The sequence below is a fragment of the Mesorhizobium sp. B2-8-1 genome, assembly GCF_006440955.1.
In the GTDB taxonomy this organism is placed as follows: Bacteria; Pseudomonadota; Alphaproteobacteria; order Rhizobiales; family Rhizobiaceae; genus Mesorhizobium.
Window position 1 is genome coordinate 82,573 of the sequence record NZ_VFTX01000015.1, and the last position, 13,584, is coordinate 96,156.

General features: G+C 64.3%; 13 protein-coding genes and 1 pseudogene. 12 read left to right on the forward strand and 2 right to left on the reverse strand.

Features of this window, described 5'->3' with window-relative positions; translation table 11 throughout:
- Window positions 1–91 precede the first annotated feature (91 nt).
- Window positions 92–661: a TetR/AcrR family transcriptional regulator gene (locus FJ428_RS28910; RefSeq protein ID WP_140500622.1), complete on the forward strand. Its 570-nt coding sequence runs from the start codon at window positions 92–94 to the stop codon at window positions 659–661.
- A 56-nt stretch (window positions 662–717) separates the two neighbouring features.
- Here the strand turns inward: FJ428_RS28910 and FJ428_RS30830 are convergent.
- A pseudogene (locus tag FJ428_RS30830) lies at window positions 718–842 on the reverse strand (acetoacetate decarboxylase family protein); the annotation flags it as partial.
- 87 nt (window positions 843–929) lie between these two features.
- Between FJ428_RS30830 and FJ428_RS28920 the strand changes: the two are divergent.
- The 7 genes from FJ428_RS28920 (at window position 930) to FJ428_RS28950 (ending at window position 7,496) form a co-directional block, all read left to right on the forward strand.
- On the forward strand, window positions 930–1,718 hold the full coding sequence (locus FJ428_RS28920) for a 3-hydroxybutyrate dehydrogenase (protein WP_140880664.1): 789 nt from the start codon (window positions 930–932) through the stop codon (window positions 1,716–1,718).
- A 116-nt stretch (window positions 1,719–1,834) separates the two neighbouring features.
- On the forward strand, window positions 1,835–2,011 hold the full coding sequence (locus FJ428_RS28925) for a hypothetical protein (RefSeq protein WP_246674866.1): 177 nt from the start codon (window positions 1,835–1,837) through the stop codon (window positions 2,009–2,011).
- 246 nt (window positions 2,012–2,257) lie between these two features.
- Window positions 2,258–3,586 (forward strand): NAD(P)H-dependent oxidoreductase, encoded by a 1,329-nt coding sequence (locus FJ428_RS28930; protein ID WP_140525493.1) that lies wholly within the window; start codon window positions 2,258–2,260, stop codon window positions 3,584–3,586.
- A gap of 2 nt (window positions 3,587–3,588) precedes the next feature.
- Window positions 3,589–4,617 (forward strand): thiamine pyrophosphate-dependent dehydrogenase E1 component subunit alpha, encoded by a 1,029-nt coding sequence (locus FJ428_RS28935; RefSeq protein ID WP_140500625.1) that lies wholly within the window; start codon window positions 3,589–3,591, stop codon window positions 4,615–4,617.
- On the forward strand, window positions 4,617–5,615 hold the full coding sequence (locus FJ428_RS28940; protein WP_140880666.1) for an alpha-ketoacid dehydrogenase subunit beta: 999 nt from the start codon (window positions 4,617–4,619) through the stop codon (window positions 5,613–5,615). Before FJ428_RS28935 ends, FJ428_RS28940 begins: the two co-directional genes overlap by 1 nt.
- A gap of 3 nt (window positions 5,616–5,618) precedes the next feature.
- Window positions 5,619–7,013 carry a pyruvate dehydrogenase complex dihydrolipoamide acetyltransferase gene (locus FJ428_RS28945; protein ID WP_140880668.1) on the forward strand — a complete coding sequence of 465 codons (1,395 nt, stop codon included), beginning with the start codon at window positions 5,619–5,621 and terminating at the stop codon, window positions 7,011–7,013.
- A gap of 114 nt (window positions 7,014–7,127) precedes the next feature.
- On the forward strand, window positions 7,128–7,496 hold the full coding sequence (locus FJ428_RS28950; protein WP_140500628.1) for a hypothetical protein: 369 nt from the start codon (window positions 7,128–7,130) through the stop codon (window positions 7,494–7,496).
- 18 nt (window positions 7,497–7,514) lie between these two features.
- On the opposite strand, the gene FJ428_RS28955 is transcribed toward FJ428_RS28950, so the two are convergent.
- Window positions 7,515–8,492, reverse strand: a complete 978-nt coding sequence (locus tag FJ428_RS28955; RefSeq protein ID WP_140525496.1) for a sugar-binding transcriptional regulator — start codon at window positions 8,490–8,492, stop codon at window positions 7,515–7,517.
- A gap of 262 nt (window positions 8,493–8,754) precedes the next feature.
- On the opposite strand from FJ428_RS28955, the gene FJ428_RS28960 reads away from it, so the two are divergent.
- The 4 genes from FJ428_RS28960 to FJ428_RS28975 form a co-directional block, all read left to right on the forward strand.
- Window positions 8,755–9,741 (forward strand): ABC transporter substrate-binding protein, encoded by a 987-nt coding sequence (locus FJ428_RS28960; RefSeq protein ID WP_140525497.1) that lies wholly within the window; start codon window positions 8,755–8,757, stop codon window positions 9,739–9,741.
- Window positions 9,742–9,821: 80 nt separating this feature from the next.
- On the forward strand, window positions 9,822–11,525 hold the full coding sequence (locus tag FJ428_RS28965) for an iron ABC transporter permease (RefSeq protein ID WP_140500631.1): 1,704 nt from the start codon (window positions 9,822–9,824) through the stop codon (window positions 11,523–11,525).
- Complete coding sequence (locus FJ428_RS28970) at window positions 11,513–12,589, forward strand: ABC transporter ATP-binding protein (RefSeq protein ID WP_140880670.1); 1,077 nt, start codon at window positions 11,513–11,515, stop codon at window positions 12,587–12,589. Before FJ428_RS28965 ends, FJ428_RS28970 begins: the two co-directional genes overlap by 13 nt.
- The coding region (locus tag FJ428_RS28975) for an MBL fold metallo-hydrolase (RefSeq protein ID WP_140880678.1) at window positions 12,589–13,584 on the forward strand (996 nt) is incomplete at its 3' end. The genes FJ428_RS28970 and FJ428_RS28975, both read left to right, overlap by 1 nt.

Sequence of the window (13,584 nt, forward strand, 5' to 3'; positions counted from 1 at the left end):
GACTGCGGGCCCCGATTTCAAATGACCGCGGTCTTACTGTACCGTCTGGACGGTCTTGTCAATTGGGCCTAAGCTTGCGATGGGAGGCGCCATGAAAGCCCAACGAACGAACTCGCGCGAGAGGATTCTCGCTGCGGCGGCGGACGTCGCACGGGAATCCGGTCCCGGTAGCCTGTCCCTGGATGCCGTCGCCAGCCGCGCCGGCGTATCAAAGGGCGGACTGCTCTACAATTTCCCGACCAAGGCCAAATTGATGCAGGGCCTGGTCGAAGGCTATCTGCGCGAATTCGAGCAGGCGCTAGAGACCGCCAGCAGCAACGACAATGGCGCAAATCCGCTCGCCGTCTACATCAGGCTTTCGGCCAAGGATTGCGAGGACAAGCAGCCATCGGCGTCGTGGATATTTTCGGCGATCGCCGAGGATCCGGACTTCATGTCGCCGATAAAGACGTTCAAGCGACAACTCTTCCAACGACTGAAGAGCGAGACGCCGGATCTCAAGTCGCTGCTGGTCTGCTATCTCGCCATCGAGGGCCTGCGCAGCATGAACCTATTCGACGCGGACGTGCTTTCCCCAGACGAGCGGCAATTGCTGGTGTCGTCGCTGCTGGAAATCGCCGGATCGCCCAATGTTGGCCCTGCCCGGGCCAAGCGACCCTGACGGACCATCAGGGCGGTTCGGTTTCCAGGCAATTCCGGAGGAAAAACCGCGCTCGCGCCGGTGATCGGCGCGTCGTCGAGGTACATCGAGTGGACATAGTCGCCATGCTGGCCTTGTAGCGCACCGGAATGACGTGACCGGTCTCGGTGTAGTCGCCGAAGCCGGTCGAGTCGGGCATGCGCGGATATATGGCTGTGGCATCGTCATGTTGCGGCGCACAAGACCGCGCCCTATCTTTCGTGTTCCCTCCCACCATATCGAGATCGCCATGGCTTCCCTGTCTTCGAAAAACGCCCTCGTCACCGGCTCGACCAGCGGCATCGGCCTGGCTATCGCCCGCGCCTTCGCCGCCGAAGGCGCCAATCTCACCATCAACGGCCTGGGCGACGCCACGGCGATCGAGCAGGAGCGCGCCGGCATCGAGAAGGATTTCGGTGTCAAATGCCGCTACTCCGGCGCCAACATGATGGACGGCGCGGCGGTCAGCGCCATGGTGCATGAGGCGGAAGAGGCGTTCGGCAGCCTCGACATCCTGGTCAACAATGCCGGCATCCAGCATGTCGCGCCGATCGAGGAATTCCCGGACGACAAATGGGAAGCGATCATCCGCATCAACCTGGTGTCGGCCTTCTACGCGATAAAAGCGGCGCTGCCCGGCATGAAGAGCCGCAAATGGGGCCGCATCATCAACACGGCTTCGGCGCATGCGCTCGTCGCCTCGCCGTTCAAATCCGCCTATGTCTCGGCCAAGCACGGCATATCAGGCCTGACCAAAACGGTGGCGCTGGAAGTCGCGCAGGACGGCATCACCGTCAACGCGATCGCGCCCGGCTATGTCTGGACGCCGCTGGTCGAGAAGCAGATCCCCGACACGATGAAGGCGCGCGGCATGACCGAGGAACAGGTCAAGCGCGATGTGCTTCTGGCCGCACAGCCGACAAAGGAATTCGTCGCCGTCGAGGACCTTGCCGCCCTGGCGCTGTTCCTGTGCTCGGATTCAGCCAGGCAGATCACCGGCACGACCTTGCCGATGGACGGCGGCTGGACGGCACAGTAAAGCCCAGGCGAGGCGTTCTGTTCCCGGCTGATGCCGCAGGCGCCGGCAAGCGGTTGCAAGAGGCACAGGACCGGTCGGTCCTCCTGTTTATGCACCACCCGCCGTTCGGCATCCACATGCCGGTGCTCGACGAGGTCACGCTAACCGACGCCAATGCCCTTCAAGAGCTATTCCAACGCCATGGCAGTGTCCGTCACATCTTCGCCGGACGTGTCCACCGGCTGATCGCCGGCAAATGGCGCGGCATTCCGGTCAGCACCATCATCCATTTCCACGATTTTCCGGTTGGCTAGCACTTAAGCAGGGGCGCCCCTTCTCTCGCCATCAAGCGCGCTCACGGTTGAAGTTTTTCCGGGCCCGAATGCGTCGAACCGTCGCGAGCCGTTTGGTTGTCGGATTTGCCGGCTTTCCCATCTTGCTCGTGATGTTGGGAAGTGCTGCAAAAGCGCATCAAATCTGGACATTAGTCTTGACAGAAATACAGATGTTCAATACCCGTCAGGTGATTGAATAGCAGCATTACGGGAGGAATGAGCGATATGGCTTCCAATGTTTCGTTGACGGGCCTTGCCCGTGATCTCGAGGTGCGGGCCAAGTCGGGCAAGCCAATCCGCATCGGCTTGATCGGTTCGGGCGAGATGGGAACCGACATCGTCACCCGCGTCGCCCATATGTCCGGCATCGAGATCGGCGCCATTTCCGAGCTGAACCTGCCCGCCGCCAGCAAGGCCGTGGATATCGCCTTCCAGGAAACCGGGCATGCGCGCGAAGTGTCGAACGCCTCGGCGATGACGGCCGCCATGGAGGCCGGCAAGGTGGCGGTCACCAACGACGCCAGCCTGGTCATCAACAATGACCTGATCGATGTCGTCATCGACGCCACCGGCGTTCCCGCCGTCGGCGCCGAGATCGGCTTGCGCGCCATGGAGCACGGCAAGCACTTGGTGATGATGAATGTCGAGGCCGACGTCACCATCGGCGCCTATCTCAAGAGCGAGGCCGACCGGCTCGGCGTCACCTATTCGCTGGGCGCCGGCGACGAGCCGTCTTCCTGCATGGAGCTTATCGAATTCGTCTCGGCCATGGGCCATCCGATCGTCGCCGCCGGCAAGGGCAAGAACAATCCGCTCAACATCGACGCCACGCCGCCCGACTATGAAGAGGAAGCCAAGCGCCGGCACATGAATGTGCGTATGCTGGTCGAGTTCGTCGACGGCTCCAAGACCATGGTCGAGATGGCGGCGATCGCCAACGCCACCGGGCTGGTGCCCGACAAGGCCGGCATGCATGGTCCGGCGGCGACGCTCGGCGAATTGTCCAAGGTGCTGGTGCCGCAGAAGGACGGCGGCGTGCTGTCGAAGGTCGGCGTCGTCGACTATTCGATCGGCAAGGGTGTCGCGCCCGGCGTGTTCGTCGTCGCCGACATGTCGCATCCGCGCATTTCGGAGCGCATGGAAGATTTGAAGATGGGCAAGGGCCCGTACTTCACCTTCCATCGGCCCTACCATTTGACCTCGCTCGAAGTGCCCCTGACCTGCGCCCGCGTCGTGCTCTACGGCAAGGCCGACATGGTGCCGCTGGCAAAGCCGGTGGCCGAAGTCGCAGCCGTGGCCAAGAAGGACATGAAGCCGGGCGAGAAGCTCGATGCGATCGGCGAATATTGCTACCGCGCCTGGATCATGACGGCGCCGGAAGCACATGCCGCCAGGGCCATTCCCTGCGGTCTGCTGCAAGGCGGTTCGGTGACGGCGCCGATCAAGAAGGGCGAGCTCATCACCTACGCCAATGCCGCCCCGGCTCCCGGCTCCAAGATCGCCGAACTGCGCGCGCGCCAGGACAAGCTCGTCTACGGAACCGTGGAGGTGTGATCATGGCCGCAGCCAGCAAAGCCGTCGCGGACAGCCGCGCCAACCTGCCCTTCGTCTATCGCCAGTACAGCGCCGAGCAGCTCAGACAGGTGCTCTACAAGATGTACCTCATCCGCCGCTTCGAAGAGGGCGCGGAGGAGAGCTACACGCGCGGCCTCATCCACGGCACCATGCATCTGTCGATCGGGCAGGAAGCCAGCGCCATGGGCATCTGCATGCCGCTCGGCGAGGATGACCAGATCACCTCGACGCATCGCGGCCACGGCCACTGCATCGCCAAGGGCGCCGAGGTCAAGCGCATGTTCGCCGAGTTCTTCGGCAAGACCACCGGCTACTGCAAGGGACGCGGCGGCTCGATGCACATCGCCGACGTGGCCAAGGGCAATCTGGGCGCCAATGGTATCGTCGGCGGCGGCATTCCGATCGCCGTCGGGGCGGCGCTCTCCTCCAAGATGATGAAGACCGGCAAGGTCGTGGTCTCCTTCTTCGGCGACGGCGCCAACAATGAGGGCGCTTTCCACGAGGCGCTGAACATGGCGGCGATCTGGAAGCTGCCGGTGATTTTCGTGTGCGAGAACAATGGCTACGGCATGTCGACGTCGACGGCCCGCTCGACCGCGGTCAAGAACATCGCCGAGCGCGCCGCCGCCTATTCGATGCCCGGCGTCATCGTCAACGGCAACATTTTTTCGGAGGTCGCCGAGGCGTCCTACAAGGCCGTCGAGCGCGCACGCGCGGGCGAGGGGCCGACGCTGATCGAGTCCAAGACCTACCGCCATCGCGGCCATTCCAAGAGCGACCGCAACCGCTATCGCACCAAGGAGGAGATCGAGGACTGGATGTCGAACCGCGATCCGATCACCCTGTTCGAAAGCGAGCTGCGCGACTTCGGGTTCATTGACGACAAGGGCATCGAGGCGATCCGCGAAGCGGTGGCCAAGGAAATCGCCGACGGCATCGAGTTCGCCAAGGCGAGCCCGTCGCCTGATGTCAGCGAGACCGGAAATTACGTGTATACGGAGCAGGCGTGATGGACGCGATGGCGCGTGAACTGAGCTACGCCCAGGCGATCCAGGAAGCCATGGCGATCGCCATGGACATGGACGAACGCGTCTTCCTGATGGGCGAGGACATCGGCGTCTATGGCGGCGCCTTCCAGGTGACCGGCGATCTGGTCGAGCGCTACGGCGCGGACCGGGTGATGGATACGCCGATCTCGGAACTGGGCGGCGCGGGTGTCGCGGTGGGTGCGGCGCTTACCGGGATGCGGCCGATCTTCGAGTTCCAGTTCTCCGACTTTGCCACGCTCGCCATGGAGCAGATCGTCAACCAGGCGGCCAAGATGCGCTTCATGCTGGGCGGTGAGGTTTCCGTTCCCGTGGTGATGCGCTTTCCTGCCGGTTCAGGCACCGGTGCCGCCGCGCAGCACAGCCAGAGCCTGGAGGCCTGGCTCGGCCATGTGCCGGGCCTAAAGGTCATCCAGCCGGCGACGCCGCACGATGCCAAGGGCATGCTTTTGGCTGCCGTCGCCGATCCCGATCCGGTGATGATCTTCGAACACAAGCTGCTCTACAAGATGAAGGGCCCGGTGCCCGAAGGCTACTACACGGTGCCGATCGGCAAGGCCGATATCCGCCGCGAAGGGCGCGATCTCACCATCGTCGCCACCTCGATCATGGTGCAGAAGGCGCTCGACGCCGCGGCCGCACTGGAGGCGGAAGGCATCGACGTCGAAGTCGTCGACCTCAGGACCATCCGGCCGATAGACAAGCAGACCGTCATCGACAGCGTCAAGAAGACGTCGCGGCTGATGTGCGTCTACGAGGCGGTCAAGACGCTGGGCATCGGCGCCGAGGTGAGCGCCATGATCGCCGAGAGCGAGGCGTTCGATTATCTCGACGCGCCGATCGTGCGGCTGGGCGGCGCGGAGACGCCGATCCCGTACAATCCGGAGCTGGAGAAAGCGACGGTGCCGCAGGTTCCCGGCATCATCACCGCCGCGCGCGACCTCGTGAGAGGGGTTCGCTGAGACATGCCGACCGAAGTCATTCTTCCCAAGGTCGACATGGACATGGCGACCGGACAGATCTCGCGCTGGTTCGCCGAGGAAGGCGCCCGGGTCAAGAAGGGCGACGTGCTGTTCGAGATCGAGACCGACAAGGCGGCGATGGAAATCGACGCGCCGGCCAGCGGCATCCTGCGCGATGTCTCCGGCAAGGAAGGCGTCGATATCCCCGTCGGCGCACCGGTCGCGTGGATCTATGCCGAGGGCGAGACTTATGCGCCAATCTCCCCCCTCGAGGGGGAGATGTCGGCGAAGCCGACAGAGGGGGTTGCCTCAGAAGGCACCGCCATCGCGCTGAGCCCGGTCGAACCGACCCCACCCGACCGGCCTTTGGCCGGCCACCCTCCCCTCGAGGGGGAGGGGAAAACCCGCGCTACACCCTTGGCGCGTCGATTGGCTCGTGAAGCAGGACTGAATCTCTCCGGCATACCAGGCACAGGCCCACATGGCCGCGTCGTGAAGGCGGATATCGATGCGGTACTCTCCTCCCCCCTCGAGGGGGAGGTGTCCGCGAAGCGGACGGAGGGGGTCGCCTCAGAAGGCACCGCTTTTGCGCCGAGCCCCGTCGAAGCGACCCCAGCCGACCGGCCTGCGGCCGGCCACCCTCTCTTCAAGGGGGAGGGGGACGTGCTGCGCCTGTTCGAGGAAGGTTCCTACGAGCTGGTGCCGCACGACAATATGCGCAAAACCATCGCGCGCCGGCTGGTCGAGGCCAAGACCACCATCCCGCATTTCTACCTGACGCTCGACTGCGAGCTCGATGCGCTGCTTTCGCTGCGCACGCAGCTCAATGCGGCCGCACCGGTAAAGAAGACCGACAAGGGCGAGGCGCCCGCCTACAAGCTCTCGGTCAACGACATGGTGATCAAGGCGATGGCCATGGCCTTGAAGGCGGTGCCGGATGCCAATGCCTCGTGGACCGAAAGCGCCATGGTCAAGCACAGGCATGCCGATGTCGGCGTTGCCGTCTCGATCCCCGGCGGCCTGATCACGCCGATCATTCGCAAGGCGGATGAAAAGACGCTGTCGGTGATCTCCAACGAGATGAAGGACCTGGCCAGCCGCGCGCGCAGTCGCAAGCTGAAGCCGGAAGAGTATCAAGGCGGCACCACGGCGGTGTCGAACCTTGGCATGTTCGGCATCAAGGATTTCGCCGCCGTCATCAACCCGCCGCATGCGACGATCCTGGCGGTGGGCGCCGGCGAGGAGCGGGCGGTGGTCAAGAACGGCGAGATCAGAATCGCCACGGTGATGTCGGTAACGCTGTCGACCGACCATCGCGCCGTGGACGGAGCGCTCGGTGCCGAACTGCTGGTCGCCTTCAAGAAGCTGATCGAGAACCCGATGGGCATGCTGGTGTAGGTCACGTTGACGTGAGCCGGCGTCGAATGATGCGCCGGCTCACCACAGAATCGACTTGTCAGGCGCGAACCCTTCGCCCATGTTTCAGGTGGACTGTGATGAAGGGAGGTCCGCATGCCCGCATTCGATCCATCCGACGTCAAGACCCTGTTCGGCAAGGTGATGGGCGCGTCTCCGTCCGACATCAAGCTGGTGGCGCAGCGCCTGCACGATCACGCTTTCGAGCCGCGCATGTCGGCGGACGAAACCAAGCAACTCGTCGCCAGTCTCGGCTATGAGAGCCTGGATGCGTTCTGCGCCGACATCGGCTTGCCTGCGCATATCGCGGAGCGCTGGGGCCGCTTCGGCGTTTCCGGCGAGATGAAGCAGGTGTTCACGCTGCTGGCGGCCCAGCGCAGGCGGGTGGCCGAGGCGATCGCCGAATTCGAATCCATGACCCATGTCGGCGTCGAGGATTTCTTGCGCGAACGCGGCCTGATCTAAGCGGCACTGGAAGCAGCGTCAGCCAGCCTTTGCCAGCAGCGCCGTCGCCGTATCGCTGTCGGTGATCAGCACATTGGTGCTGACGGCCTTCAGCGCGGCGAGGATCGCGGCCACCTTGCGTTTTCCGCCGGCGGCCAGCACGACATTCGGCACCTGGCCGACGACATCGAGGTCGATGGCCATGACGCGGCCGTTGACTTCGTGGTCGACCAGCCTGCCTGAGGCATCGACGAAATAGCACAGCATGTTGGCGACCGCGCCCTTCGCTTTCAGCGACGCGATGAGCGACGACGGCACGATGCCGTGGCGGAAGATGGTCGCGTCCGGCGACATGTCGCCGACGGTAAGCAGCGCGATATCGGCGGCGGCAGCGCGCTGCCGCACGTCCTGCAGCGCCGGCTGCGCCCAGAGCAGGTCACGCAGCGAGGGGTTGTCGACCGTCACCGGCGCAGTGATCTGGTAGCTGTCGACCTCGAAGACATCGGCGACCTTGGCGGCGACGATCGACGGATTGATCCATTGCGAATGCGGCAGGCTGCCGACGAGCGCCACGACCGAGGCGTGCTTCAGCTGCCGGCGGGCGAGAAAGCCCAAACTTGCATGCAGGGTCGCGCCGCCGCCGATTGCCAGCGTCATGCCGTCCTGCATCTGCTCGCCGAGATAGGCCGCCACGGCGTGGCCGATCGCCTTCTCCAGGTGCTCTTGCGCCGAAGGCGTCGGGATGACGACGGCGGCATCGAGGCCCCAGCGCTTCTCGAGTGCACGTTCGAGCGCCACCTGTTCGGCGGTCGGCGCGTTGATCATGGTGACGACGATGCCCTCGGCCGTGCACGCGGCCAGCGTGCGCATGACCTTAACCCTGGAGACATCGAGCTTCTCGGCGATCTGCTCCTGCGTGAAGCCCTCCACATAATAGAGCCACGCCGTCTTGACGTTGAGATCCGACGACACCATCGGCAATCCGGAGCGGGCCGGTCTCGGTTTTTCCACGGGCATCGCTTTTCGTCCTCATGAGCCTTGGCCTGGGCCCCGCATCGCCTCTTCGGAGAAAGGCCGGCCGCGTGTCAACTGGCGCCGGATGTCCGGCGTGTCGATTGTTGCACAGTTTTGTTCATTTGTAATTGACATCGAACATATGAACATATTTTGTATATCTCACGCGCTGTGTCATCCACCAGTCATATGCGCCGTGCAGGGAGGAAGAGACAGGGAACCGGCCGGGCCGGACCGGTCGTGCACAGACAGGACAGGAGGTCTTATGAAGACGCTATTCATCAAGCTGCTGGGCAGCCAGCTGGCGCTCGCGGCAACTTTGTTTGCCGGCATGGCAAGTGCCGAAACGTTGACGCTCTACACATCCCAGCCGGAAGCCGATGCGGCCAAGACCGTGGAGGCCTTCAAGAAGGCGCAGCCCGGCATCGACGTGGCAATCTATCGTTCCGGTACCAGCGACATCCTCACAAAGATGGCGGCCGAATTCGCCGCCGGCAGCCCGCAGGCCGACGTGCTGTTGATCGCCGATGCGGTCTCGATGGAGTTGCTGAAGAAGGATGGCCGGCTGCTGCCTTATCCCGAGGCAAAGCTCGACGGCATCGAGCCGGATGCTTACGACGCCGACAAGACCTATTTCGGCAGCAAGCTGATCACCACCGGCATCGTCTACAACACCGCGGCTGCGCAAAAACCCGAGCATTGGGCCGATCTCGCCAAGCCGGCCTATGCCGATGGTCTCGTCATGCCGAGCCCGCTCTATTCAGGTGCCGCCGCCTACCTGCTTTCGGGTTTCGCCAGCGATGCCGATTACGGCTGGGATTTCTTCCAGAAGCTGAAGGCCAACAACACCGTCAGCGTGCGCGGCAATGGCGCGGTGCTGAAGTCCGTGGCATCAGGCGAGAAGCCCTATGGCATCCTCGTCGACTTCATGGCGATGAACGCCAAGAAGAAGGGCTCGCCGGTGGAATTCGTGTTCCCCTCGGAAGGCGTGCCGGCCGTGACCGAACCGGTCGCGATCATGAAGACGGCCAAGAATGTCGACGGCGCCAAGAAGTTCGTCGACTTCATTCTTTCGGACGAAGGCCAGAAGCTGGCGCTTTCCATGGGCTACCTGCCGGCACGGGCCTCGGTCGGCCGGCCCGAATGGCTGCCGGAAGGCGTCAAGGTCAAGGTGATGTCGTTCGACACCAAGGCAATCGTCGCCAAGACCGACGCCGACAAGGCGAAGTTCTCGGAACTGTTCGGCGGCTGACAAGGCTCGGCGATCCGGCCGGGATGCCGCTTCGCGGCGGCATCCCCACTGCGCGCTGCTCGAATTTCAGGAAAGCAACCATGCCATCAACGATCAGGGAAAGCCGGGGCCAGGAAATGGTCCTGACGGCGGCGGTAGCCGTCGTCATCGTGCTGCTGTCCCTGCTGCCGATGCTGCGCCTGATCAAGGAAATCGTGGCACCCGGCGGCATGGTGTCAACGATGGCCCTGGAGGCCGGACTGAGAAGTCCGGCGACCTGGATCGCCACCTGGCATACGCTTGTCGTCGGCATAGGCGGCACGGTGCTTGCCGTGCTGTCGGGAACGCTGGTGGCGGTGCTCATCACGCTGACCGACATACGCGGCCGAAGCGCGCTGGTGCTCTGCTACGTCATGCCGCTGATGATCGCGCCGCAGGTCACGGCGCTTGCCTGGCTGCAACTGTTCGGACCGGCCAGCCCGTTCCTCAAGCTGTTCGGCGCCGCACCGCCGCTGGGCACCAAAAACCCGCTCTATTCCACGTCGGGCATCATCCTGCTGCTCGGCGTGCAGTATGGCCCGCTGGTGTTCCTGCTGGTGCGCGCCGGCCTGCGCAAGCTGCCGCGCGAACTGGTCGAGGCGGCGCGAGCCGGCGGCGCGAGCTGGTTCACCGTGCTCGTCACCATCGTGCTACCCCTGATGACACCGTCGATCATGGCGGCAGCGGCACTGGCCTTCGTGTCCTGCGTCGGCAATTTCGGCATTCCCGCCTTTCTCGGCATTCCCGCCAATTATCTCGTGCTGCCGACCTTGATCTATCAAAAACTGGCCGGCGGCGGGCCGGCCGTGCTCGGCGAGACGGCGTTCCTGTCGGTGCTGATCGGCATCATCGCCATGGCCGGCATTATCGCCCAGGAGGTCATGAGCCGGCGCCGCGACTACCGCATCAGCTCCACCTCGCTGCCCGCCGAGCCCTACGAGCTTGGCCGCTGGCGTCCGGTCGTCCAGGCCGGCATGTGGCTGCTGGTCGTACTGGTGTTGTTCCTGCCGCTGTTCGGGCTGGTGCTGACGTCGCTGGTTCCCGGCTACGGCATCGCGCTCAGCGCCAAGACGGCGACGCTCGACAATTACCGTTTCGTGCTGTTCGAGCACGCTGCCGCCAGCCGCGCCTTCTTCAACAGCTTCTGGCTGTCTATCGCCGCCGCCTTCTTCGCGGTCCTCGTCGCCGTGCCGATCGGCTATCTCATTGCCTGGGGCAAACAGCGCTGGGTGCGGCTGCTCAATCTTTCGGTCGAACTGCCCTATGCCTTGCCCGGCGTGGTGCTGGCGATCGCATCGCTGCTGCTGTTCCTGCGGCCGATCCCGCTGACCGGCATACAGCTCTACAACACGGTCTGGATCATCCTCTACGCCTATCTCGCCCGCTTCCTGGTGCTGGCCTTGCGGCCGACCATCAGCGGCTATCACCAGATCGACCGGACGCTGGAGGAGGCTGCACAAGTGGCGGGCGCCGGCCTGTTCACGCGCATGCGCACCATCGTCTTTCCTTTGGTGGCGCCGGCGGCGATCGCCGGCGGCCTGCTGATCTTCATGACGGCGCTCAGCGAGCTCACGGTCTCGGCGCTGCTGTGGTCGTCGGGTTCCGAGACAATCGGCGTGGTGATGTTCTCGTTCGAACAGGGCGGCGATTCCAACTACGCGGCGGCGATGTCCGTCATCACGGTCGCGGTCACCTTCGTGCTGATGCTGGTGACCAACCTGCTTGCCCCTCACCTTCCGAGTGGAGTTCTGCCATGGCGCGATTGACCCTGGACCATGTGACCAAGAGCTTCGCCGAGTTCGATGCGGTCAAGGACGTTTCGATCGACGTCGGCGACGGCGAATTCCTTGCCGTGCTCGGGCCTTCCGGCTGCGGCAAGACGACGTTGCTGCGGCTTGTCGCCGGCTTCGAGAAGGTGACGTCGGGCGAAATCCGGGTCGGCAGCGAGGTCGTGTCGGGTGCAGGCGGCAGCGTTCCACCAGAGAAGCGGCGGGTCGGCATCGTCTTCCAGAACTACGCATTGTGGCCGCACATGACGGTCGCCGAGAACATCGGCTATTCGCTCAAGGTTGCAAAGCTGGACAAGGCGGTCGCCCGCCAGAAGGTTGCCGACGCGCTGGCCCTGGTCAATCTACAGGGGTTAGGAGACCGTAGGCCGGCCAACCTCTCCGGCGGCCAGCGCCAGCGCGTGGCCCTGGCGCGCTGCCTGGTCGCCGCGCCCTCGCTGGTATTGTTCGACGAGCCACTCGCCAATCTCGACGTGCATCTCAGGGCCTCGATGGAGGACGAGTTCGCCGCCTTTCACAAGCGCACCGGCACGACCATCGTCTACATCACCCACGATCAGGCCGAGGCCATGGCGCTGGCCGATCGCATCGCGGTGATGGATCACGGTCGCCTGGTCCAGCTCGCGACCCCGCGCGAGCTCTATCATGAGCCGGCGAATGAAATGGTGGCCTCCTTCATTTCACAGGGCATTCTGCTTCCGGCCGACGTGCTGAACGCCGAGGAAGCCGGTCATTGCAAGGTCCGGGTTCTCGGAACCGAGCTGGTCGTCCGCTGCCGGGCAGGCGAGCGGCCGCGCGCCGGCGCAAGGATCTGCTGCCGGTCGGCCGATCTCGACGTCTCGCCGGACGGCCCCGGCTTCGATGGCCTCGTCAAGCGGGTGATCTACCAGGGCGGCTCGGCGCGCATCGAATTTACGCCTTCCGCAGGACCTGATCTTACCTTGCATTTCGGGCAGCCCGACCCGGTCGTGCTGGAGAGCGGAGCCCAGGCGCGCCTGCGCATTAAGTCCGGCTGGGTAATCCCGGCGGAGGCGGCGTCGTGATGAAGCTGGACCTGGCCGGCGGCTTCGGCGAAAAGGGCCGCACCAGCGTTGCCGTCCGCAGCGGAAACGATCGCATCCTGCTCGATATCGGCATCAAGGTCGGCGCCACAGGGGCGGAGTACTATCCGGCACTTGACGGGTCGATCGCCGACATCGACGCGTTGTTTGTCTCGCATGCGCACGAGGATCACGTCGGTGCTCTGAGCTGGCTTTTGTCGCGCGGCTATGCCGGTCCGATTTTCATGACGGCCGAAACCCGCGCCGAGGCTCCGGCCACGCTCGCCGGCTATGCCGATCCCGGGGATCTCAAGCGATTTCCCTTTCCGGAAGATCGCATCGAGATTTTCGAACCCGGCGATTTGCTGAAGAGCGGCAATCTCACGGTCAGGACGGGGAGGTCGGGACATGTCGTCGGCGGCGTCTGGTTTGCCGTCGACGATGGCAAGAGCCGCGTCGTCTATTCGGCCGACGTGGTGCCGGACAGCAATGTCTTCGTGATGGACGCGATCCCCGAATGCGATCTTCTCGTTCTCGACGCGTCCTATGGCGCCGATCCCGTGCCGGGTGCGGCGCGCGCCGAGGCCATTTCGGGCTGGGTGGCGCGCCATTCGAACGGATGCCTTCTGCCGACGCCGCTGTCGGGGCGGTCGCTGGAATTGATCGCGGCCTTGCCGGGACCCTTCGCCATCCACGCCGGCATGCGTGCTTCGCTCGAAGCGCAGATCGCCGACACTTCAGCGCTGCTTCCTGGCGTATCCGAGATGCTGCGCTTGCGGCTGGGTAGTGCCGCAGACTGGACCGACGCCGACCCGCTGCCCTCGCTGCCCTTGCTGGCCGATGACGGCATGGGCGAGGCTGGGCCTTCGTCCCGCCTGCTGCCGCGCGCCGACCGGGCCGGCTTTCCGGTTCTGCTGACCGGGCATCTGCCGTCCGGCTCCCCCGGCGATCTGCTGCACAAGGCCGGCCGGGCGGACTGGGTGCGCATGCCCACCCAC